This window comes from Candidatus Viadribacter manganicus (genome assembly GCF_001679665.1).
Lineage (GTDB): Bacteria > Pseudomonadota > Alphaproteobacteria > Caulobacterales > Aquidulcibacteraceae > Vitreimonas > Vitreimonas manganica.
Genome location: NZ_CP013244.1, coordinates 2,838,879 through 2,859,580 on the forward strand (window position 1 = coordinate 2,838,879; position 20,702 = coordinate 2,859,580).

Sequence of the window (20,702 nt, forward strand, 5' to 3'; positions counted from 1 at the left end):
TCAGTTCACGAGAGGGCGGTCGCGAGCGCTTGCATGGCGCGCGATGCGTTCACATGCGGCGCTGTGGAACGCTGCGCTTTTGAGAGCACAAATGCGCCTTCCATCGAAGCGAGGAAGGCGGATGCGAAAATACCGGCGTTCTTTTCATTCATCCCACGCGCCTGCGCAGCGTCGGCGATGGCTTGCTCCCACGCGGCGAAGCAATCTTTGATCGCGACAGCGAGCAGTTTGTCATCGGCGCCGAAACCCGCGGCAATGGCGGCAATCGGACATGAGCCATGAAATTCGCAGGCTTTGGATTCCTTCGCAGTCGTCTTGAAGACGCTCACGATGAAGGTATCGAGGTCGATGCCGCTCGCGGCTAGTTCACGAAAACGCGCCGCGGTCCGCGTGGCGAAGCCGTTGATGACTTCGGCGCCAATCTGCTCTTTGCCGCCTGGGAAATGGAAGTACAGCGACCCGCGCGGCGCGCGGGACTTCTCCAGCAACTCGGCGATCCCGATGCCTTGATAGCCGCGTTCGCGAAACAAGTTCGACGCCGCGGCCAACATGTCTTCACGAGCCGATGAAACTTTCGCCATGACCCGAAAATAGCACTTGTATGACGACCGGTCTAGTGATATCGAATAAATAGACCGGTCATCATAATCGGAACCGGGTCCTCACTCCCCGGAGGGTCAAATGAAGAATTTTCTTATGTCCGCCATGGCGTTAACCGCAGTCCTGGTGCTCCCAGGCGTGGCCTCCGCCGATGACGTCAGCGATCGCAACCAAGCGATCTCGATCTGCCGCGCCGAAGTTCAGGCCCAGGCAGGCGCTGACGCCACGGTTCGTCTCGACCAGGTCCGCGTTCGCCCGCGCGCCGTTCGCGTCGAGCTCGACCTGTGGCGCAACGGCCAGCTGCAAAACGTCCGCTGCGAGGTAACGCGTGGCCATGAACTCACCATCGCTGCGATCTCGCCGACCGTCCAAACGGCCTCGCTCGCTCAGTAAGTCCTCCCCGAACTTAGCGTCCTGCGCCTCCCGCGTGGACGTTCCTGCCTGGCGCCCCCATTCCCCATCACTGGGAGAAGGGGGCGCCTTTTCTTTGCGCGCGAATGCGTTTGCGTGAGCTGCCTCGGCGCACGTAAGCACGCGCCATGGAGATCAAGACTCTTTTCGTCACCAAGCTTTATCGCGCCGAACTCGCCGGCGTGGACAACGCCGCTTTGCTGAAGAGCTGCCGCGCGATTGCGACGGCCGATAAGGCCGGGCAGCGCTGGAGCAAGGAAAACAATTATCAGGGCTACACCTCGTACGCCTCGCTCGATGATCTGCCGAAGCGCGATCCTGAGTTTAACGCGCTGAAGCAGGTGTTGGATAAGCACGCCATGGCGTTTGCGCGCGAGCTGCACATGGATCTCGGCGGCGGCAAGCTGAAGCTCGATAGCCTCTGGATCAACGTGCTGGAACCGAATGGCGTCCACACCGGCCACATTCATCCCCAAAGCGTGCTCTCGGGAACGTATTACGTCGATGTCCCAGCGGGCGCTTCGGCGCTCAAACTGGAAGATCCGCGCCATGCGATGATGATGGCCGCGCCTGGGCGGCTGAAGGATGCGCCGGAATCGGAGCGCACGTTCGTCTATGTCACGCCAAAGGCAGGCGATGTGCTGATGTGGGAAAGTTTCGTGCGCCATGAGGTGGCGATGAATACGGCGAAGAAATCGCGGATCAGCGTGAGCTTCAACTACGCCTGATAAGATTCTAGGCTCCGTGCAAACGGAGCTTTTCATATGTCTTTCGCCGCAGCTGTGATCGCATTGGCTTTGCAGGGCGCGCCGATTAGCGCGCCGCCTCAACAGCAATGGACCCCAGCGGAAGCAGATTTCATCGCGCGTGATTTCGAGTTTCGCTCGAGCGAGCGGCTGGATGAGGTGCGCATCCATTATCAGACGCTGGGACGTCCCCATCGCGACAGGCGCGGGCAGATCGATAATGCTGTGCTGCTGTTGCACGGCACTGGCGGAAGCGGGCGGCAGTTTCTTGCGCCGCAATTTGCCAATGAGTTGTTTGGCCCGGGTCAACCGCTCGATGTCGAGCGTTATTACATCGTCATGCCGGACAATGTCGGGCACGGCCGTTCATCGAAGCCCTCGGACGGGCTGCACATGCGGTTTCCCCGTTATGACTATGACGACATGGTCGCGCTGCAGCATCGGCTTTTGACGGAAGGTCTGCACGTGCGGCGCGCGCGGCTCATTCTCGGCACTTCGATGGGCTGCATGCATGCGTTCGTATGGGGCGAGAGCCATCCGGATTTTGCGCGGGCCTTGATGCCGCTGGCGTGCGAGCCGATCGAAATCGCGGGGCTGAACCGGATGTGGCGCCAGCTCATCATCGACGGCATTCAAAGCGATCCGGCGTGGAACGGCGGCGAATATTCCGCTCAACCCGCGCAAGGTCTACGGACGGCAGCATCGATCCTGCAAATCGCCGGCGCTGCACCGCTCTATTTTCAAGAGCAATGGCCAACGCGCGATGCGGCGACGGCGGAAATTCGCGGCCGCGTCGAGCGCGCCATCGCCGGGCTCGATGCGAACGACGTGATCTATCAGTTCGAAAGCTCGCGAAATTACAATCCATGGCCCAATCTTGAGCGTGTCACCGCACCAGTGACATGGATCAACAGCGCCGACGATTTCATAAACCCGCGCAACTTTGCCTATCCGCAAGAGGTGCTGGCGCGCATGGGCGCGAATGCGCGGTTCAGATTGGTGGAAGAAACCTCGGTAACGCGCGGGCACGGCACACACACCTGGGCCGTGAATTGGAGGCAAGATCTGGTGGATCTGCTGGCGCGGAGCTAGTGTTGTGCTGGCGCGTGCGGATCGTAAGACGAGACGTGGTTCAGCGCGATCACCCAGTGGCCATCAATCTTACGCATAAGGCGCGTGTTGATGCCTTGTTGCGCGCGTTCGGGCCGTTCAAGCTGATAGTGACTGACGAGCATTGCAGAGTCCGGCCCAAGCATCTCGACGCTGATATCGTAGAAATGTAGTTGCCCGCGCCGCTCGGGTGCGCCGCCATAGTCGCGCACGTAATGATCGAGCGTGCCTTGCCACCCATCCTGAATGCGCCCGCCTGACACGAACACGACGCCGGGATTTTCAAACCCCGCCATATAGCCCTCGAAGTCGCCGCCATTCCACGCGGCTTCCATGGTGGCGATCAGCGCGCGGATTTCGGCTTCATCTTGCGAGACGTTGACCTGCGCCGCCTGCGTTTGCGCGCAACCGGAGAGTGGCGCGAGAGGCAAAACTAGGGCGGTGAAAAGTGCGCGCATGAGTGCCTCATCTAGCGGCGGCTTTGAAGACTATGCATAAGCGCGTCACCACCACCACCGGGCCGGTCGCGAAGCGATAGCGCACAATGTATGCGGACTTGCCTAAATTGATGATCAGCTCGCGGAAGCCACGCCTGCGTTCTACGCCTTTGAGCGGTTGCTCCGCGAGTGACGGAATCCGGCCGGTGATGAGGTCGAACATGCGCAGCGCTGCTTTGGGGTTGTGGCGGTTCAGGGAGCGTTCGAAGTGGAACATGTCGCGCCGTGCGCCAGGGCGCAGCCCCAAGCGCCTCATTTGCGCGGCGCGGGCTTCGAGGCGGGCGCGGATTTCGGCGAAGACTTTCTTGGCCGGGATGTTAGCGCCAGATTATGCCTCAGCTACGCCCCGCTCAGCGCGTGCGCGATCGATCTGCCATTCCCAGTAATCGGCGTCATTGCGAGTTTGCCGAGCCGCCCGTTGCAAAAATTGCGCAGGACGTTTTCGTCTTCCACCTCTAGTTATCCAAGAAGCTCCGGAGCTTCCGGCTGCGGCTCGGATGCTTCAGCTTGCGTAGCGCCTTTGCTTCGATCTGGCGGATGCGTTCGCGGGTGACGCTGAACTGCTGGCCGACTTCTTCGAGCGTGTGATCCGTGTTCATGCCTATGCCGAAGCGCATGCGAAGGACGCGTTCTTCGCGCGGGGTGAGCGAGGCCAAAACCCGCGTGGTTGTTTCGCGCAGGTTGGATTGGATGGCGGCGTCGACCGGCAAGATCGCGTTCTTGTCCTCGATGAAATCGCCGAGGTGTGAATCTTCTTCGTCGCCAATCGGCGTTTCCAAGGAGATCGGCTCCTTGGCGATTTTCATCACCTTGCGCACCTTCTCAAGCGGCAAGCCGAGCTTTTCAGCAAGCTCTTCAGGCGTCGGTTCGCGGCCGATTTCGTGCAGCATCTGACGGCTGGTGCGGACGAGCTTGTTGATCGTCTCGATCATGTGCACCGGGATGCGGATGGTGCGCGCCTGGTCGGCGATCGAGCGGGTGATGGCTTGGCGAATCCACCACGTCGCGTATGTGCTGAATTTGTAGCCGCGGCGATACTCGAACTTATCGACGGCTTTCATCAGGCCGATATTGCCTTCCTGGATGAGATCCAGAAATTGCAGGCCGCGATTGGTGTATTTCTTGGCGATGGAGATGACGAGGCGGAGGTTCGCTTCGACCATCTCCTTCTTGGCTTGGCGCGCTTCGCGTTCGCCCTTCTGCACGGCGTGAACGATGCGGCGGTATTCGTCGATCGGCACGCCGGTTTCGGTGGCGAGCACGCCGATTTCACCGCGAATGTCGTTGATGTCGTCGATCTCGGCGGTGACGAACTTGGCCCAAGCCTTCAGCTTGTTGGCCGCCATCTTCTCGGTCCATTTTGGATCGAGTTCGTGGCCTTGGTAATTCGAGAGGAATTCGCCGCGCGGCACGCCGTTCGATTCAGCAAGGCGCATCAGCTTGCCTTCAAGCTGAATGAGCTTGCGATTGATGGCGTAGAGCTGCTCGACTAGGCTTTCGATACGCGCGTTGTTGAGCTTCAGCTTCTTTAGCTCTTCGATGATGGTGTTTTGCGCGGTGTCGTAGTTTTCCGCCTGGGCGCCGGGGAGGGCCTTGCCCTTCAAGCGCAGATCGATGCGCTTTTCCTGAAGCTTGCGGAACTGACCGAAGGCTTCTGCGATGTTGTCGAGCGTCGACATGACGCCTTCTTTGAGTTCTGCTTCCATCGCCGACATCGAGATCGCCTGTTCGTCGTCGAACTCGCCGTCTGCGTCGCCTTCGCCGGAGGATTCGCTCGGCTCCTTTTCGTCGCCGTCGCCTGCATCGTCGTTGCCGGTGAGGGCGGCGCGCTGGGCCGCGACCTTCTCGGCCTTTTTGCGTTCTTGCTCGGCGATTTCGATCTTGGCGGCTTCAGGATCGACGAGGCCGTCAGCGTTCACGCCCGGCGCGGACGGGGGCGTGATGCCCATTTCAGCGCCGTAGGTGGCTTCAAGATCGATGATGTCGCGGAGCAGGATCTTTTGCTCTCGCAGTTCATCGCGCCACACCATGATGGCTTCGAAGGTCAGCGGGCTTTCGCATAGGCCGCGGATCATCGCGTCGCGGCCGGCCTCGATGCGCTTGGCGATGGCGATTTCGCCTTCGCGGCTGAGCAGCTCCACCGAACCCATTTCGCGCAGATACATGCGGACCGGATCGTCGGTGCGGTCGGCGTCTTCGCGGGTGTTGGTGACGGCGACCTTGGTGGTCGTCTCTTCGCGCGTGGCGATCGCCTTGGTGTTGCTGGATTCTTCTTCGGCGGCTTCGCCTTCTTCTTCGTTGTCGACGACGTTGATGCCCATCTCGTTGAGCTGGGCCATCACGTTCTCGATGGCTTCAGAATCGAACTCGTCGGACGGCAGAACCTTGTTGAGCTCTTCGTGAGTGACAAAGCCGCGCGCCTTGGCGGCTTTGATCATCTTCTTCACGGCGGCGTCGGAGAGATCAAGGATCGGGCCTTCTGGCGCGTCCTTTTCTTCCGCTGCTGCGTCGTCAGTTTTGCTCATCGGGGCTTTTGCCATTTATCAATTCCGAAATAGTCATCAAACCTCAGGCGACTAGGCCGCCCGCGTCGTCTTCGTGCACATCGTCCAGCTTGGCCTCGCGCGCCCGCGCTTCGATCTCGCGTGCTTCGCGGCTCAAGGCCTGGAAGCGTGCGAAGGCCGTATCGTCCCCATCGGCTGCCGCTTGGCGCAGCTCAGCCAATTCCTCCCGTATCGCCGGCGCCACGACTTCTCGTGTCGCCAGAGCGAGCCATTCAGCGCTGACATCCGCCCCCTCCGGCGGCGCCTTGGCTTTCGGCCAGCGCGAAACGCGCTCGGCTGCCCGATCCTGACCCGATCGGGTCAAATGGAGGCTCAACGCTCTCCGGTCAATGGCCCCATGGGATTCAGGGCCATCGGCGAGTTCAAGAAGCGCGTCGCGGATGGCGTCGAGGTCGGGGTCGGTGATCGCCAGGCGTTCGATCCAGTTGCTGTAGCTGTCGAGGATCTGGGGCAGGTCGGTGGCGGCGCTGAGGAAGCTCTCGGCGGCCGGGCGCGGGCGATGGCTGGCGGCGTGCGACTTGAGCTCGGCGGTCGCGCCGGCCGGTTGGCCCTTGCGCGGAAAGGCGCCGCCTTGGTTCGGGACGAAAGCCGGGCGCTTTGACCGGATGAGCGCGTTGGCGCGGCTCATCAGGTCCGAGAAGAAGGCGCGCTGGGTGTCGCGGTCGGCGATTTTGCCGATGGATTCCTTCAAGGACGCCTGAAACGCGGCCTGCGCTTCCGGGGTGTCGACCCCGCCATGGCGGAGCTTTTCGCGTTCGAAGAGAGCGTCGGAGGCCGGAACGGCGGCGTCGATCAGCGCGGCGAGGGCTTCTGCGCCGGCGCGGCGATAGATGTCGTCCGGGTCTTCGCCCTTGGGTGCGTAGGCGAGGCGGATGGTGCGGCCCGGGGCGAGGTGCGGCAGCGCCAGATCCAGGGCGCGTTCAGCGGCGCGCTGACCGGCGCTATCGCCGTCGAGGCAAAGCACCGGCTCGCCGCCTGAGCGCCAAAGAAGTTGCAGCTGTTCTTCGGTGAGCGCGGTGCCGCAGGGGGCGACGGCGGCGATCCCGGCGCGCTCGAAAGCGATGACATCGAGATAGCCTTCGCCGACGACCAAGCCCTCGGCTTTGGTTTTTGCCAGCAGCTCACGCGCCTGCTTTAGGCGGTAAAGCACGCGGCTCTTCGAGTAGAGGGGCGTCTCGGGTGAGTTGATGTATTTGGCTTTGGCGTCTTTCGCGAGCGCGCGGCCGCCGAAGCCGATGACTTTTCCAGCTGTGTCGGTGATCTCGAAGGTGACGCGGCCACGGAAGGTGTCGATGGCGCGTTTGTCGTCTTCGCCCGCGCGTCCAATGCCGGCTTGTACGATCTCGTCGATCGTGAAGCCTTCGGCTTTCAGCTTGTCGATCGCCCAGCTCCATTCATCCGGCGCGTAGCCGATGGAGAAGCGCTCCCATTCGTCCGGGCCGAAGCCGCGGCCGTGCAGATATTTGCGAGCCTCGGCGCCGCCGCTTGAGCGTAGCGCTGACGAAAACAGTTTCGCCGCAGCGGCGGTGACGGCGTAAAGGCGTTTGCGCTGATCGTTTTCGCCGCGATTGTCGTAATCGTCTTTCGGCAGCTGAACGCCCGCGATCTCTGCGAACTTCTCCACCGCTTCAGGAAAGCTCAGGCCTTCGAGCTTCATCGCAAGCGTGAAGACATCGCCCTTTTCACCGCAGCCGAAGCATTTGAAGAGACCCTTGTTGTCCAGGATGTGGAAGGAGGGGCTCTTTTCCTGATGGAACGGACAGCATGCCCAATAGTCGCCGGCTGATGGCCGTGACTTTTGTTTGTGCCAGCTGAGACGTTTGCCGGCATAGTCGGCAATCGAAACTCTGTCGCGCACCTGGCGTAGCAAGGTGTCGGTGAAACGCATCAATACCTGAGTGGAGTGACGTAGTTGCCTATTATACAGCGATTCGCCGAAACGATTCGGCGACCGCTGCCTCCAATCGTGCGTTTGGGTGCGTTTTTAGTATTTCCCCGGCGGATCGCTCGCTGGAAAACTCTCGTCAGAGGCCTGATCGACGTCGGTCCATTTCTTGGGCGGGTTGGCCATGGCGTCGGGGCCTGCGTCGCGCACCCTCTTGATTTTTGGCGGTGGCGGTGTGGTCGGCTTGGCCTTCGGTCTGATTTCCTTGTGGGCCATAGGGCATTCTCCTGTGTCCCCAATTCAACGCTTGGCCTGGAACTTTGGTTTCGGGCTCACATTTCACGGGAGTGAGGCGGACACATCCTGACGCCGCCGTAATTTGGGCGCCCGGGCTCGCAGGCTTGGGCGCGATGGACGACGGAGACCTATCGATGCAAGTTATGAAAGCTGCGGCGGCATTCGCCGTTCTGGCCGCTGCGGCTGTTGCGCCCGCGGCTCATGCGCAGACCCAAACTGAACACGCCCATGTTGAGGGCACGCTGCTTAGCGTGAGCGCCGACGGTACGTCCGAAGCGCGCCCGGATCTGGCGACGATCAATCTCGGCGTCACCACCGAAGCCCAAACCGCAGCGGCGGCGTTGGCCGACAATGCGCGCCGGATGACCGCGCTGGTCGCGGCGCTTCGCCGTGCAGGCGTGGCCGAGCGCGATATTCAGACGTCCAACGTCTCAGTCTATCCCCAGCAGCAATATGTCGAAGGCCAGCAACCGCGCATTACCGGTTATCAGGCCAACAACAGCGTTACCGCGAAGGTGCGCAACATCGACAACACTGGGCGCGTGATCGACGCGGCCGTGGCCGCTGGTGGCAATGCCATCAATGGCGTCTCGTTCTCGCGCGCCGATCCTGACGCGCAGCTGGATATCGCGCGTCGCGGCGCAATCGCCGAAGCGCGCCGTCGCGCCGAGCTTTACGCCAACGCGCTCGGCATGCGCGTGCAACGCATCGTCGCCGTGCAAGAGGGTGGCGGTTACGCGCCGCCGATGCCGGTTGCGGTCGAACGCTTTGCGATGCGTGACGCGGCTGCCGCGTCGACACCCGTTTCGCCTGGCGAAATTGAAACGCGAGTGAGCGTCAGTGTGACGTTCGAACTGCGCTAGTTCGCGAAGAAATCGCGTACGCAAAGAGGGCGGCGGAGTGATCCGCCGCCCTCTGATTTTATCGCTTGGCGCTTAGTTGGTCGGCGCTTCAGCTGGGGCTTGCTCAGCCGCCGGCGGCAGCGTCGGCGCTGGCGGCGGGTCCGGCAGGTCGATGTCCGGCGGGTTCACTTTGACGTCCGGTATGTTGAGTTCCAGCTGCGCCGTTTCTTGCTGCTGGAGGCCGCCCGTATAGGCGACGACACCGAACGCGACGACGGCGACCAGAATGATGCCCGCCAAAAACGCAACCCAAGGCGATGAACCGCCACTTTCTCTCTCAGCCATTTCACTCTCCAACGCTTGTCTGCGGGGAGAACAAAGTTCTGAGAGCGCGGTTCCGTGGGCCTAGCCGGCCAGTGGCGAGAGAAGTTCCTCGCCAGCGTGGAAGCGGCGGAGATTTTCGAGGACGTTCTGCGAGCCTTCGTAGAGCGCCTCGCGCGTGCCGCCGCCGAGATGTGGCGTCAGCGTGCAATTGGGCGCATCCTTCCAGCGATCGATCGGGGTCGGCTCTTCGACAAACACATCGAGACCGGCGCTGCCGAGTGCGCCAGATTTGAGCGCGGCAATTAACGCGTCTTCATCGATCACATTGCCGCGCGAAATGTTGACCAGCACGCCGTCGCTGCCGAGTGCGTGGATGATTTCAGCGCTAATGAGCTTTTCTGTGGTTTTGTCGCCGCGTGCGCACACGATCAGCACATCGGCCCATTGCGCGAGCTTCAAAAGATCTGGTTCGTATGCAAAGCGCGCGTCAAGCTTGGGGCGGGGCCCGTACCACTTGATCTCCGTGCCGAACGCTTCAGCACGGTGCGCGACGGCGGCGCCAATGGCGCCCATGCCGACAACGCCGACTTTGCGTCCGCGCAGGCGCCGTTGTGGCGGCACAGCAAGCGGCGGCGTCCATGTGCCGTCGCGCAAGGTTTTCTCGCCTTCTGTGAAGAGACGATGGCGCGCGATCATAAGCCCGATGGCGACGTCGGCGACGTCTTCATGGTTGATGTCGCGGCCGTGCGTGATCGTGATGCCGCGCTGCTTTGCGTAGCCGAGGTCGATGCCATCCACGCCGACGCCGAAACACACGATGCATTTGAGCTCGGGCAATGCGTCGATCATCGCGTTTGAGATGCCCACATGACCGATGGTGAGCGCCGCGTCGACATCTTTGCGATCCGTTGGCCAGTGCACGACGTCGTAATCGACAAGGCGGGTTTCGAAGAAGCCGAGGGGCGGATGGACGAGGAGGGCGGGTTTGCTCATGCGGCCTTTATGGACCGCCAGAAGCGGCGTTCGCAACGACAACGCTAATGGTTTGCAGTCTGAGTTCAGCGGAGAGGCTTGTTTCCGTCATGGAGGCGGGCAAACAATGAGGCGTATTGAAAAGGACATGGCATGGCCGGATCAGTTTCGCGCCGCAGCGTCATGCTGGCGACTGGAGCGTTGTTGATTGCGCCGAGCGCGTTCGCGCAAACCGGCGACCTCAATTTTCTCATCATCGGCGACTGGGGATCTGGCTCAGTGGAGCAACATCGCGTGGCGCGGGCCATGGGCGTTGTCGCCGACCGAACCGCACCTCAATTCATCATCTCGACGGGCGACAATTTCTATCCGCGTGGCGTGGGCTCGGTGACCGATCCTCAGTTTCGCACGTCGTTTGAGGAGGTTTACGCCGCGCCTTCGCTACAGGCGCCCTGGTACGTCGTGCTCGGCAATCACGATTATGAGGGCTCGCCCGGCGCCGAGGTGGCGTATTCGAGTCGCAGTTCGCGTTGGCGTATGCCCGCGCGCTACTGGGCCCAGGAAATGAATGTGGGGGAGGAACGGGCGACATTTTATTTTCTCGACACAACGCCGATCGCGCGGCTCGGCAATGCCGCGGCGCATGTGCCCTTGCTTGGAACCTCAGACGAGGCGCGCACGCAATTGCAGTGGTTCGAAGAACGGTTGGCGGCGGATCGCGCGGCCTGGAAGATCGTGGTGGGTCACCATCCGATCCTATCGAGCGGCAATCACGGCGAGGCGCCGGCGGTGGTTGAGCGTGTGAAGCCGCTTTTAGAGCGCTACGGCGTGCAGGCCTATTTCAATGGCCACGAACACGATCTGGAGCACTTGGTTGATCGTGGCGTGCATTATGTGTGCTCCGGCTCGGGCGCTGCATCCCGGCAGGTCGTGGCTGTGCCGCAATCGCAATTCGCGCATGCCGAAGTGGGATTTGCGAGCTGCCGCCTCGGCGCCGACGCGCTGTCGCTCCGTTTCCATAACGGTGATGCGGCGATCATCTACGAAACGCAGATCTCGCGCGTGCGCGATGTTTAATCGTCGTCGTCTTCGCCGAATGACCATTCGAGGCCAAGGCGGAATTGTCCGTCCGCATCGGCGTATCCCGAACTTGCAAGATAGCCGAGCTGAAGGCTGAGGGCTTGTTCGCGCACGCTCGCCAGCCGGACTTGCGCGAACGGGCCCCAACAATGCGCGTAATCGTCGATGTCGCCGAGCTGATCGTCGAAGCCGGTGTCGCCGAAGCCTTGGACGCCCAGGCGAAGGGTTGGGCTTACCCGATATGATCCCTGCGCTGCGTATCCAAATTCCCAGCGATTATCCGAGTGATCGCCAGTTTCGCGTTCGCTGACGATGTTGAAGCGTAGATCGAGCGGCCCGCGTTGGCGCTGCATCAGCAATTTGAGCTCTATGTGGTCCGGCCCTTCGGACATGTTGCGTTCGTATTCGGCGTAAGCGCCGAAATGCACCGGCCAGCGGCGGCTCGGGATGAAGTCGAAAATGTTCTCGAAACCCAAGCCGCTCAAAGCGTTGTCGCCGCCATCGCCTTGCCAAGTCGCCGCAACGCCGGGACGCCACCAACTTACGTACGCGTAGCCGGCCTCCGCGCGCCATTGCCAATCGTGCGCAGCTTCACCGCCAGTGAGTTCGCCGCCGCGCAAAGACAATTCCGTTGCGCCGGCAACGACGATTGGAGATTCAACTTCAGCAGCAAGGCCAGGTTCTGCGTTCGCTTGAGGCGCGGTGAACGCGCCGGTCAAAGCGGCAAACGCCAATGCGCCGGTGGCCCTAATCTTCATGCGAGAGCGGCGGCGCCGAGCTTAGTCTTCGTCACCGAATTCGTACTCCACTTTGAAGCGGAACTGGTCATCGGCTTCGGACTGTCCGGAACCGACGAGGTAGCCGAGCTGCAACTCTACTTCGCCTTCGCCGACATGGGCGAGTTCGAATTGCGCGAACGGACCCCAATAATGGCCCTGATCGCTGAAATCGCCGAAGTCATCGTCGGCGCCGGCGTCGCCGAACCCTTGAATCCCGAGGGCGAAATCTTCGTTGAAGGCGTAAGCCGCCTCGCCGGCGTATCCGAACTCCCAGGTGTCGGATGAGCCGCCGCCAACTTCGCGCTCGCCAATGAGGTTGAGTGTAAGATTGAGGGGCGCGCGCTCACGTTGCATGAGCAGTTTGAGTTCCAGCCCGTCGGGGCCGTCTTGGGTATTCACTTCGTACTCGACATAGGCGCCGAAGTGCACGGGCCATTCGCGCGTGCCGGTGAAATCGAAGACGTTCTCGATCGCAACGGCCGAGAACTCCGTGTCGCCAGATTCGTGCTCCCACTCGCCGACGATGGATGGACGCCAAAAGTCGGTGAACGCGTAACCGAATTCGATCTTTGTTTGCCACTCACCGTCTGCGTCGCCGCCATCGAGCACGCCGGTGCGGAGAGCAAATTCACCTTCGCCCTCGTGAACACTGGGGCCGTAAACTTCTGCGGCAAGGCCAGGCTCTGCATGCGCAAGCCCGGGTGCGAACAACCAGCCTGCGGCCGAGGCCGCAACCAAGATACGTTTCATGCAAATCCCCCGCCAGGCGTCTAAGCCCTGTCGTCAGGCAATCGCATTGCTCCGTGGATTTTTCCAGTGGACCGAATGGCCTAGCCGCGCGGCAGCTTTACGCTGCGCTCTTGGTCTTCTTTGCCATGAGCTTCGCGAAGCGCTCGAACAGGTAGTGGCTGTCTTGCGGTCCAGGTGATGCTTCTGGGTGATACTGCACCGAGAACACCGGCTTGCCTTCGAGTTCGATGCCGCAATTTGAGCCGTCGAACAGCGAAACGTGCGTTTCCTTCACGCCCTTCGGCAGCGTTGAGGTGTCGATCGCAAACCCGTGGTTCATCGAGACGATCTCGACCTTGCCGGTCGATTGATCTTTCACCGGATGGTTTGCGCCGTGATGGCCTTGCGCCATTTTGTGTGTTTTCGCACCGAGCGCGAGGCCAAGCATCTGGTGGCCGAGGCAAACGCCCATGACCGGCTTGCCGCTCTCGACCAGCTTTTTGATTTCCGGCGCGGCGTATTTTCCCGTCGCGGCCGGATCGCCAGGGCCGTTCGACAACAAGATGCCATCGGGATTGTGCGCGAGCGCTTCTTCCGCTGTGGCTGTGGCGGGGAGTACGATGGTCTTTGCGCCGATGTCGCCGAGCGCGCGCAGGATGTTGCGCTTTACACCGTAGTCCATAACCACGACGGTGAACTTCGGTTTGGTGACGTTCTCGACGCCGACCGGCCACTGCCAGCGCTTTTCGTTGACGACGTAGCTTTGTGCGGTGGTGACGTCTTTTGCGAGATCGAGGCCGTCGAGGCCACCCCAGGCTTTTGCCTGTGCGCGCAATTTGTCGAGATCGAACTTGCCATCAGGCGCGTGCGCGATGACGGCGTTAGGCATGCCGTGCTCGCGGATGCGCTTGGTGAGCGCGCGCGTGTCGAGGCCGGACAGCGCGATGACGTTGCGCTTCTTCATCCAGCTGTCGAGATCGTCGTCGCTGCGCCAGTTCGACGGCAACGTTGGACGCGTGCGAAAGACGGCGCCGCGCGCGGCTGCAGCCGCTGCAGGGGACGACGTCTCGATGTCCTCGTTGTTGGTCCCGACGTTGCCGATGTGCGGAAACGTGAAGGCGACGATTTGCGCCGCGTAGGAGGGGTCGGTCAGGATTTCCTGATAGCCCGTCATCGAGGTGTTGAAGCAGACTTCGCCCTCGGCGGCGCCTATGGCGCCTAGGCCTTCACCCAGGAATACGGAACCATCGGCGAGCACAAGGGCGCCGGTGGCGGCGGGGGGATGAGTCGGTTTTGCCAAAGCGGCAGTGAGATAGGGTGTGCCGGTCAGGGTGTCAAAACGCCTAGTTGGGGCGCCTGGCTGCAGCCCCGGTCAAACCCATGCCGTAAAGGTGAACACCCTGTCAGCCATCCGCGTTGGCGGGCAGATGACAGGGCTGTAAGGTTCGGGGTGGTTTCGAGGTCGAGATATTGGGCCGGGGTTGTCGCCCTGGGGCTAGCGTTAGGTCTCGCCGCGTGCGGCGAGCGCGCCCACACGCCTGTGCCTGTCCCGGCTGCTCCCGATCTCATCACTCGCGCGGCGCTATTTGGCGAACCGACCCGACATGGCGGCCAGCTTTCGCCGCGCGGCGATCGGGTGGCGTTTCTGGCGCCGCGGGACGGCGTGACGAACCTCTGGGTGCTTTCCGTCGATGCGATGGACGAGGCGCGGGCGCTTACGGACGAGCGCGCGCGGGGCGTGAGCACGTTCCGTTGGGCAGCCGATGGCTCGACACTGCTCTATCTGCAGGACGCGGACGGTGACGAGAACACGCGCCTTTATGCGGTCGATGTCGCAAGCGGCGCGACCCGGGCGCTGACACCGGCTGGCGCGCGCGCGGACATTTTGGGTGTCAGCGCCGCCGATCCCGGCGCTGTTGTTGTGGCGCTGAACGATCGCGATCGCTCGTGGCCCGATGTGGTGCGCGTCGACCTTACCAGCGGTGCACGTACGGTTTTGCAGCGCAATGGCGGGCCGCGCGGGTATTCAAGTTTCCTGCTCGACCAGAACAATGTCGTTCGCCTGGGCGTGCGCGCTCGCGGCGATGGCGGCGCGGATGTTGTGGCGTTCGAGTCGCGCGGGCGTTCGCGCACCGTGTTCGAGATACCGTTCGAAGATGTGATGTCGACGCGGCTGCTCGGTTTCGAAGCCGATGGTGCGCACGTGCTGATGCTGGATTCTACGCTGGGTCAGCCTGACACGCAGGCGCGTGATCGCACGGCCCTCGTGCGCGTCGATGTGGCGACCGGCGAGAAGGCGGTGCTTGGCGAAGGTGATCGCGCCGACGTGGTCGATGTTTGGATTGATCCCGTGACCGGCGCGGCGGAAGCGTTCGCGACGGAGTACTTGCGGCGCGAGTGGCGCGCGCTCAACGCCGATAGCCAAGCGGACATCGAGTTTCTCGATCGCTCGCTGACGGGCGATTTCACGGTTGCCTCGCGGAGCGCGGATGATACGCGCTGGATCGTCGTTGAAGAAAGCCCGACGACGCCGCGTCGTTCGTATATGTTTGATCGCGCTGGTCCCGCAGGCCGGCGTTTGACATCGCTATTTTCGCACCGTCCCGAGTTGCAGCAAGCGGCGTTGCAGCCGATGGCGCCAGTTGAGATTCTGGCGCGCGATGGCGCGACGCTGGTTGCGTATCTCACGCTGCCCGCAGGGTCGGACGTGGACGGCGATGCGCGTCCGGATGCGCCGCTCGCTATGGTGTTGCTGCCGCACGATGGGCCCTGGGCGCGCGATAGTTACGGCTTCGACGCGACGCACCAGTGGCTGGCCAATCGCGGCTACGCCGTGCTTTCGGTAAACTACCGGGGCTCGGCGGGTTTCGGCAAAGCCTTCCTCAATGCCGGCAACGGTGAGTGGGGTGGGCGCATTCAGCAAGATCTGGCGGATGCTTCTGAGTGGGCCGTCACGCATCACGTTGCTGAGCCTGATCGCATCGCGATTGTTGGCGCCGGCTTTGGAGGCTATGCGGCATTGGCCGGACTGGCGTTCACGCCGGATCAGTATCGATGCGGCGCAAGCTTTGCCGCGCCAGCGAACTTGTTCGCCATGCTCGATCTCGCGCCCGCGTCGCAGCGCGAGCAACTCTACCGGCGTGTAGCCGATGCACGAACGGAGGCAGGGCGCCAATTGCTGCGCGTTCGCTCGCCTGCGTTTCATGCGGGCCGCATACGCAGTCCGTTGCTCCTCGCCTACGGCGCGCATGATCCGCGTTTGACGCGCGGAGAGACCGATCAAGTCGCCCAAGCTGTGCGGTTGCGTGGGATACTCACGTACCTCACGTTCCCGGACGAGGGCCGTCTCCTGGTGCGTCCTCAGAACCGGCTCTCTTATCTCGCCGTGCTTGAGCACTTCCTTGGCGATTGCCTCGGTGGGCGCGTTGAGCCTGTTGGCGCTTCGTTCGAGGGCGCTGAGATGAACGTCTATGACGGCGCGGTGAATGTGCCGGGACTTAGCGCGTTCTCGCGCCGTCCGGCGCAGCCGGCTGTGCAACCGACCTCGCAGGTCGTCGATGGCAGCATCGAGAGCGAATCTGCACAAAGCCCCGAAGCGGCCGCTGAACCGCAGCAGTAATTATTGCGGGTAGGTGGAGCGTACGCGGCTGCGACGGCCGGTGAACGAATCCCACACCAGCGTATCGACCGTCGCGCGCCCGTGTTCGAAGTGAACACCTTCAAACATCGAGCCATGCGTGACGCCCGATGCGGCAAACACAACGTGACCTGGCGCCATGTCATCAAGCGAAAGCTTGGCGTGGACGTCGCGGCCCATTTTGCGCGCGCGTTCCTCTTCCTGCTCGTTCTCGGGCATCAGGCGCGCCTGCATCTGGCCGCCGGCGCAGCGGATCGCGGCTGCCGCAAGAACGCCTTCAGGTGCGCCGCCTGACCCAAAATAAATATCGACGCCGGAGCGTGCGGCTTCGGTTGTCCAGAATACGCCAGCGACGTCGCCGTCGGGGATGAGGCGGATGCCAGCGCCGACGCTGCGAAGTTCCTCGATGATGCTCTTATGGCGATCGCGATCGAGCAGGCAGGCGCGGATTTCGCTGACCGGCACGTTCTTGTGCTTGGCGAGCCGCTTCACATTCTCGGCAGGTGAGAGATCGAGATCGATAATGCCCGCCGGGTAGCCGGGGCCGATCGCGAGCTTGTTCATGTACATATCAGGGGCGTGCAGAAGGCCCCCTTCCAGCGCGAGCGCGACGACCGTCATCGCGTTCGGTGCGTCATTGGCGCAAAGCTTGGTGCCTTCGAGCGGATCGACGGCGATGTCGACGCGCGGACCGCCAGCGCCAATCTCTTCGCCGATATAGAGCATCGGCGCTTCATCGATCTCGCCTTCACCGATGACGACCTTGCCCGAGAACGGCGCCGACTGAAACGAGCGGCGCATAGCGTCGACCGCCGCCTGGTCAGCATCGTTCTTGCGGCCAAAACCAGACAGTCGCGCGCTGGCGATGGCGGCCACTTCCGTCGCGTGCTGCGCGATTGGACCCAGGATCAAGCCGATTTTTTCGTCGCTCACATTCGCCCCATGATTTTCGTGGCGCGCTTTTAACGCGCCCAGCCGCAGGGGCAAGGCCGGGCGGCGTTTGACGCTAGTCCAGGGTGAGGAGGTCGCCGCAAATGGCTTCAAGGCCGTCCTTATCCACGGTGTCGAACGCGTCGAATTGGGTGGAGTCTACGTCGAGGACGCCGGCAAGCGCGCCGCTGCGGTCAAAAACCGGCGTGACGATCTCGGAATTGGAGCGGCTGTCGCAGGCGATGTGGCCGGGGAAGGCGTGCACGTCGGGTACGATGATGGTTTCTCGATTTGCAGCGGCGGCGCCGCAAACGCCTTTGCCGAATGGGATGCGCAAGCAGCCAAGCGTGCCTTGGTAGGGGCCGACGACAAGCTCGTTCTGTTTTGTCTCGTCGACGAGGTAGAACCCGGTCCAGAAGAAACGATCGGCAAATGCCTGCGCCAGCAATGAGGCGGCGGTGGCGTAGCGCGCGGTCACATTGGGCTCGCCGACAATGACGGCCGCAATCTCAGCGCGCAACGCCGCGTAGCGTTCGGCTTTGTCCGAAGGCAATTCTGCGCGGAGTGCTTCGCTCATTAGTCGCGGTTCGACTTGCGGTACTTAAGCGCGCCGGAGGCCTTCAGCGCCGTCATCTGGGCGTGGCGATCGGGCGAACCCAGGCCTTTCGGCTTGCTCAGCATTTTGCCGACCAGCACCGAAATACCGACAATGGCTGCGACGACGACAACGATGCCGATCCAAAACCCAGTCATGGAAGTCTCCTTAGCTCCAACATAGTGCCACTGCGCGTCGATGGAAGTGGGATGATGGCGCAGGCGGAACCGAGGTCAGAGCCGCACGAACGACCAATCGCGAGAATAAGGCTTCGCGCGCAAGTGATAGCCGCGCCCTTCGCCGGTGACGACAGTGTCGCTCCAGTTGAAGCCAGCGCGAGGCCTTCCTCGATTTGGTATTGATGGACGGCGCGCGCGATCTTGTTTGCGCGAACGCCTGCGCCCTGAAGTCCAACCTGGATGTGGCGCGAGCGCATGCCGACGGGGAAAATGGGTGCTCGGAGGCGCAAAACCTTGTCGAAAGGGAAGCGCGCCGGTTGGTCAGGGACCCTTGGCCACCCATGTCACGAGCGACGCAACGGAAAAATGACGTGAGCACGAACGACCTCCTGCCGCCGTTTTTGGCTCTACGCGTGTTTGAAGCAGCGGCTAGGCTGGCGAGCTTCTCGCGCGCGGCCGATGAGCTGGACATCAGCCCCGGCGCCGTCAGTCAGCACATAAAATCGCTGGAAGAGTTTGCGGGCCAACCCTTGTTCCGCCGATTAGGCCGCAGTGTCGAACTGACCGATGCAGGCAGGGCCGCGTTTGCGCATGCTGGTGTCGTGCTTTCGGAAATGCTGCACGCCGGCCGCGCCATGCGTTCAGCGACACGTGGTCGGCGGATTTCGATTTCGACGCCGCCGTCCTTCGCCTCGAAGTGGCTAATCCCGCGGCTGAGCCACTTTCAGGATTCACATCCCGAAGTTGAAGTTCGGCTCTCGGCCGACATGACACTCACGGATTTCTCGACCAGCGATATCGATATGGCCGTGCGCTACGGGCCGGGCGCTTATGAAAATTTGCACTTCGAGCGCTTGATGGCGGAATCTGTCATCGTCGTCTGCAGCCCGCGCTTTGCGGAAGAAACGGGATCTTTGACCTCTGCAGCGGACCTTGTGAACATTCCGCTGATCCATGATGATGCTTCCGAGCGCGACCCGTCATGCCCAAGCTGGAGCATGTGGTTTGCGGCGCGTGGTTTGCGGCGCACTGACGTGGAGCGCGGATTGCGGTTCAATCAATCGAGTCTCGCGATCGAAGCCGCCGTTGAAGGCAAAGGCATGGTGCTGGCAAAACGACAGCTGGCTCAGCGCGATCTGAATGAAGGCCGCTTGATTGCACCGCTTACTGAAGAAGCAGCTCCGGTGGCGTTTGCCTATTGGCTCGTGTGGCCGCGTGGGCGGCGGTTCGAACCCTCGCAGAATGCTTTCCTCACCTGGCTGCGCGGCCAAGTGATCGCCTCAGACCCGCCAGCGGATCAGACTGCGTAAAAGTGGTGCGCGGGCCTCAAGCCGCCGCCTGGAACGTTGGAAATTCACCCAGTGAGCCGTCGCGCGAACTGGCCGCCAGCAATCCGGCTGGACCCATTGCCCGCTGCCCTGGGTTTTTGTCGAGGCGATAGCAGAAGCCGAACTCCAGGCTGCGGCCTTCGCATGAGCCGCGCCACCAGCGTGATCAGCGTCCAGATCCCATGTTTGCTCCATCCCAAGCCTATTCGCCTCGGTTGAATTCTCGCTCGCCTCCTCCAGTGCGCTTCTCAGACGCCGCGCAGCACGAGACCTTTTCGACGCCCGCCGCATCTTCAAGATGACCGATCTCGATTGGCGACTGGTCAAGCCGCGATGCTACGCTTTGGCGCTTCCGGGCGCGCAGACTGGCGTAAGGTTTCGATCGACGCGATCGGCGCAGATGAAAAAGAGCTGCAGAGCAAGTTGCTCATATGCCTGCCGCGCGCCTACTTCGAAGCGGATGGCTCGGTAGAACCGTGGACAAAGGAGGCAATCGAGGAATGCCGCACGCGGCTTGAGCCAGTGCTTGCGCTCACCGACAAGGAACGCGAATTTCTTGATGGCGTCATCGACCGGGGAGAGATCGATGCGAGCTTGCTCGATGTTGATGCTGACGTTCAGCAACGTATCGGGCGGCTGCCGATGCTCAATTGGGAGGCTGGGAACGTCAAAAAGATCAGCGCCAAAGCCTGACGACAAGCCGGCGCGGGCTCTCTCGGCGTGGAGTGCATGCCGAGACTTGACGAACTGGATCGGCTCAACGCACATGCGCCCCGTAGCGACTATTGGGGGCCCGTAGCTCAATGGTTAGAGCCGGCCGCTCATAACGGTCTGGTTACAGGTTCGAGTCCTGTCGGGCCTACCAGAGCATAGCTCATAGCCAAGAGAGTTCTTTGTGTGACGCGGTGATTTTCGATTGTGATGGCGTCCTGGTCGACAGCGATATTCTAGCGCTGGAGATCGACCTATTGAGACTTGCGAGCCTCGGAATTCTCTAAGACGCCGATGAATATGCCCGCCGCTACCTTTGGCTCGACGACAAAATTGGACGAGCGCAATTCTCATTTTCATCCCGCGTTAGCGGCTCATATGGAGAGGATTCTTTCAGAGTATGACGCCCCGCTCGAAGTGGCCGTCGCCGACGGGCGGCTTCGTCCCACTGCCGGAGTTGATTAGGCAATCGGCGCACTTGCCAGA

General features: G+C 62.0%; 22 protein-coding genes and 1 tRNA gene. 9 read left to right on the forward strand and 14 right to left on the reverse strand.

Features of this window, described 5'->3' with window-relative positions; translation table 11 throughout:
* Positions 1-5: 5 nt before the first annotated feature.
* Positions 6-581, reverse strand: coding sequence for a TetR/AcrR family transcriptional regulator (locus tag ATE48_RS14460; protein ID WP_066772664.1), 576 nt, complete (start codon positions 579-581; stop codon positions 6-8).
* A 100-nt stretch (positions 582-681) separates the two neighbouring features.
* On the opposite strand from ATE48_RS14460, the gene ATE48_RS14465 reads away from it, so the two are divergent.
* The 3 genes from ATE48_RS14465 to ATE48_RS14475 all read left to right on the forward strand — a co-directional run bounded on the left by ATE48_RS14465 (position 682) and on the right by ATE48_RS14475 (position 2,849).
* The gene (locus ATE48_RS14465; RefSeq protein ID WP_066772665.1) at positions 682-993 is read left to right on the forward strand and encodes a hypothetical protein; all 312 of its coding nucleotides are present in this window, start codon (positions 682-684) and stop codon (positions 991-993) included.
* Positions 994-1,139: 146 nt separating this feature from the next.
* A complete protein-coding gene (locus tag ATE48_RS14470) occupies positions 1,140-1,739 on the forward strand; it encodes a TIGR02466 family protein (RefSeq protein WP_066772666.1) in 600 nt (199 codons plus the stop codon).
* A gap of 36 nt (positions 1,740-1,775) precedes the next feature.
* Positions 1,776-2,849: an alpha/beta fold hydrolase gene (locus tag ATE48_RS14475; RefSeq protein ID WP_066772668.1), complete on the forward strand. Its 1,074-nt coding sequence runs from the start codon at positions 1,776-1,778 to the stop codon at positions 2,847-2,849.
* Here ATE48_RS14475 and ATE48_RS14480 read toward each other — a convergent pair.
* The 5 genes from ATE48_RS14480 to ATE48_RS20090 form a co-directional block, all read right to left on the reverse strand.
* Positions 2,846-3,325 carry a YybH family protein gene (locus ATE48_RS14480; protein ID WP_083197373.1) on the reverse strand — a complete coding sequence of 160 codons (480 nt, stop codon included), beginning with the start codon at positions 3,323-3,325 and terminating at the stop codon, positions 2,846-2,848. The genes ATE48_RS14475 and ATE48_RS14480 overlap by 4 nt on opposite strands.
* A 7-nt stretch (positions 3,326-3,332) precedes the next feature.
* Positions 3,333-3,620, reverse strand: coding sequence for a type II toxin-antitoxin system RelE/ParE family toxin (locus ATE48_RS14485; protein WP_083197374.1), 288 nt, complete (start codon positions 3,618-3,620; stop codon positions 3,333-3,335).
* Positions 3,621-3,819: 199 nt separating this feature from the next.
* Entirely contained in the window at positions 3,820-5,889 is a 2,070-nt protein-coding gene (rpoD, locus tag ATE48_RS14490) for an RNA polymerase sigma factor RpoD (RefSeq protein WP_066775175.1), read from the reverse strand.
* Positions 5,890-5,932: 43 nt separating this feature from the next.
* Positions 5,933-7,816 carry a DNA primase gene (gene dnaG, locus ATE48_RS14495; protein WP_083197375.1) on the reverse strand — a complete coding sequence of 628 codons (1,884 nt, stop codon included), beginning with the start codon at positions 7,814-7,816 and terminating at the stop codon, positions 5,933-5,935.
* 96 nt (positions 7,817-7,912) lie between these two features.
* Positions 7,913-8,089 carry a hypothetical protein gene (locus tag ATE48_RS20090; RefSeq protein WP_228126637.1) on the reverse strand — a complete coding sequence of 59 codons (177 nt, stop codon included), beginning with the start codon at positions 8,087-8,089 and terminating at the stop codon, positions 7,913-7,915.
* A 155-nt stretch (positions 8,090-8,244) separates the two neighbouring features.
* On the opposite strand from ATE48_RS20090, the gene ATE48_RS14500 reads away from it, so the two are divergent.
* Positions 8,245-8,973: an SIMPL domain-containing protein gene (locus ATE48_RS14500; RefSeq protein ID WP_083197551.1), complete on the forward strand. Its 729-nt coding sequence runs from the start codon at positions 8,245-8,247 to the stop codon at positions 8,971-8,973.
* 72 nt (positions 8,974-9,045) lie between these two features.
* On the opposite strand, the gene ATE48_RS14505 is transcribed toward ATE48_RS14500, so the two are convergent.
* Both ATE48_RS14505 and ATE48_RS14510 read right to left on the reverse strand, forming a co-directional pair.
* A complete protein-coding gene (locus ATE48_RS14505) occupies positions 9,046-9,297 on the reverse strand; it encodes a hypothetical protein (RefSeq protein ID WP_066772673.1) in 252 nt (83 codons plus the stop codon).
* 60 nt (positions 9,298-9,357) lie between these two features.
* Positions 9,358-10,269 carry a 2-hydroxyacid dehydrogenase gene (locus ATE48_RS14510; RefSeq protein ID WP_066772674.1) on the reverse strand — a complete coding sequence of 304 codons (912 nt, stop codon included), beginning with the start codon at positions 10,267-10,269 and terminating at the stop codon, positions 9,358-9,360.
* Positions 10,270-10,401: 132 nt separating this feature from the next.
* Between ATE48_RS14510 and ATE48_RS14515 the strand changes: the two genes are divergently transcribed.
* Positions 10,402-11,325, forward strand: coding sequence for a purple acid phosphatase family protein (locus ATE48_RS14515; RefSeq protein WP_066772675.1), 924 nt, complete (start codon positions 10,402-10,404; stop codon positions 11,323-11,325).
* Here ATE48_RS14515 and ATE48_RS14520 read toward each other — a convergent pair.
* The 3 genes from ATE48_RS14520 to carA form a co-directional block, all read right to left on the reverse strand.
* On the reverse strand, positions 11,322-12,086 hold the full coding sequence (locus ATE48_RS14520; protein WP_066772676.1) for a hypothetical protein: 765 nt from the start codon (positions 12,084-12,086) through the stop codon (positions 11,322-11,324). The genes ATE48_RS14515 and ATE48_RS14520 overlap by 4 nt on opposite strands.
* 21 nt (positions 12,087-12,107) lie before the next feature.
* Positions 12,108-12,857 carry a hypothetical protein gene (locus tag ATE48_RS14525; RefSeq protein WP_066772677.1) on the reverse strand — a complete coding sequence of 250 codons (750 nt, stop codon included), beginning with the start codon at positions 12,855-12,857 and terminating at the stop codon, positions 12,108-12,110.
* A gap of 97 nt (positions 12,858-12,954) precedes the next feature.
* Positions 12,955-14,136, reverse strand: coding sequence for a glutamine-hydrolyzing carbamoyl-phosphate synthase small subunit (carA, locus tag ATE48_RS14530; RefSeq protein ID WP_066772679.1), 1,182 nt, complete (start codon positions 14,134-14,136; stop codon positions 12,955-12,957).
* Positions 14,137-14,286: 150 nt separating this feature from the next.
* On the opposite strand from carA, the gene ATE48_RS14535 reads away from it, so the two are divergent.
* Complete coding sequence (locus tag ATE48_RS14535; protein WP_228126638.1) at positions 14,287-16,455, forward strand: S9 family peptidase; 2,169 nt, start codon at positions 14,287-14,289, stop codon at positions 16,453-16,455.
* On the opposite strand, the gene glpX is transcribed toward ATE48_RS14535, so the two are convergent.
* From glpX to ATE48_RS19835, 3 genes are all read right to left on the reverse strand, one after another.
* Positions 16,456-17,406 (reverse strand): class II fructose-bisphosphatase, encoded by a 951-nt coding sequence (gene glpX / locus ATE48_RS14540; RefSeq protein ID WP_083197552.1) that lies wholly within the window; start codon positions 17,404-17,406, stop codon positions 16,456-16,458. It abuts the gene before it with no gap.
* Positions 17,407-17,479: 73 nt separating this feature from the next.
* Positions 17,480-17,980 carry a GAF domain-containing protein gene (locus tag ATE48_RS14545; protein ID WP_066772690.1) on the reverse strand — a complete coding sequence of 167 codons (501 nt, stop codon included), beginning with the start codon at positions 17,978-17,980 and terminating at the stop codon, positions 17,480-17,482.
* A complete protein-coding gene (locus ATE48_RS19835; protein ID WP_156767786.1) occupies positions 17,980-18,156 on the reverse strand; it encodes a hypothetical protein in 177 nt (58 codons plus the stop codon). The genes ATE48_RS14545 and ATE48_RS19835 overlap by 1 nt, the downstream gene beginning before the upstream one ends.
* A gap of 392 nt (positions 18,157-18,548) precedes the next feature.
* Here ATE48_RS19835 and gcvA point away from each other — a divergent pair, with 392 nt between their 5' ends.
* From gcvA to ATE48_RS14565, 3 genes are all read left to right on the forward strand, one after another.
* Positions 18,549-19,487, forward strand: a complete 939-nt coding sequence (gene gcvA / locus ATE48_RS14555; protein ID WP_228126639.1) for a transcriptional regulator GcvA — start codon at positions 18,549-18,551, stop codon at positions 19,485-19,487.
* A 330-nt stretch (positions 19,488-19,817) separates the two neighbouring features.
* Positions 19,818-20,198 (forward strand): hypothetical protein, encoded by a 381-nt coding sequence (locus ATE48_RS14560; RefSeq protein ID WP_066772696.1) that lies wholly within the window; start codon positions 19,818-19,820, stop codon positions 20,196-20,198.
* A gap of 96 nt (positions 20,199-20,294) precedes the next feature.
* Positions 20,295-20,370 (forward strand) — tRNA-Ile (locus ATE48_RS14565).
* The last annotated feature ends 332 nt before the right edge of the window (positions 20,371-20,702 follow it).

Excerpts from the sequence above, each read along its gene's own strand:
- ATE48_RS19835 (WP_156767786.1), bottom strand. The coding sequence starts at position 18,156 with ATGACTGGGTTTTGGATCGGCATCGTTGTCGTCGTCGCAGCCATTGTC.
- ATE48_RS14500 (WP_083197551.1), top strand. The coding sequence starts at position 8,245 with ATGCAAGTTATGAAAGCTGCGGCGGCATTCGCCGTTCTGGCCGCTGCG.
- ATE48_RS14460 (WP_066772664.1), bottom strand. The coding sequence starts at position 581 with ATGGCGAAAGTTTCATCGGCTCGTGAAGACATGTTGGCCGCGGCGTCG.
- ATE48_RS14525 (WP_066772677.1), bottom strand. The coding sequence starts at position 12,857 with ATGAAACGTATCTTGGTTGCGGCCTCGGCCGCAGGCTGGTTGTTCGCA.
- ATE48_RS14485 (WP_083197374.1), bottom strand. The coding sequence starts at position 3,620 with ATGAGGCGCTTGGGGCTGCGCCCTGGCGCACGGCGCGACATGTTCCAC.
- ATE48_RS14505 (WP_066772673.1), bottom strand. The coding sequence starts at position 9,297 with ATGGCTGAGAGAGAAAGTGGCGGTTCATCGCCTTGGGTTGCGTTTTTG.
- ATE48_RS14475 (WP_066772668.1), top strand. The coding sequence starts at position 1,776 with ATGTCTTTCGCCGCAGCTGTGATCGCATTGGCTTTGCAGGGCGCGCCG.
- ATE48_RS14515 (WP_066772675.1), top strand. The coding sequence starts at position 10,402 with ATGGCCGGATCAGTTTCGCGCCGCAGCGTCATGCTGGCGACTGGAGCG.
- ATE48_RS14480 (WP_083197373.1), bottom strand. The coding sequence starts at position 3,325 with ATGCGCGCACTTTTCACCGCCCTAGTTTTGCCTCTCGCGCCACTCTCC.
- rpoD (WP_066775175.1), bottom strand. The coding sequence starts at position 5,889 with ATGAGCAAAACTGACGACGCAGCAGCGGAAGAAAAGGACGCGCCAGAA.
- ATE48_RS14520 (WP_066772676.1), bottom strand. The coding sequence starts at position 12,086 with ATGAAGATTAGGGCCACCGGCGCATTGGCGTTTGCCGCTTTGACCGGC.
- ATE48_RS14510 (WP_066772674.1), bottom strand. The coding sequence starts at position 10,269 with ATGAGCAAACCCGCCCTCCTCGTCCATCCGCCCCTCGGCTTCTTCGAA.
- ATE48_RS20090 (WP_228126637.1), bottom strand. The coding sequence starts at position 8,089 with ATGGCCCACAAGGAAATCAGACCGAAGGCCAAGCCGACCACACCGCCA.
- ATE48_RS14545 (WP_066772690.1), bottom strand. The coding sequence starts at position 17,980 with ATGAGCGAAGCACTCCGCGCAGAATTGCCTTCGGACAAAGCCGAACGC.
- ATE48_RS14470 (WP_066772666.1), top strand. The coding sequence starts at position 1,140 with ATGGAGATCAAGACTCTTTTCGTCACCAAGCTTTATCGCGCCGAACTC.
- dnaG (WP_083197375.1), bottom strand. The coding sequence starts at position 7,816 with ATGCGTTTCACCGACACCTTGCTACGCCAGGTGCGCGACAGAGTTTCG.
- ATE48_RS14465 (WP_066772665.1), top strand. The coding sequence starts at position 682 with ATGAAGAATTTTCTTATGTCCGCCATGGCGTTAACCGCAGTCCTGGTG.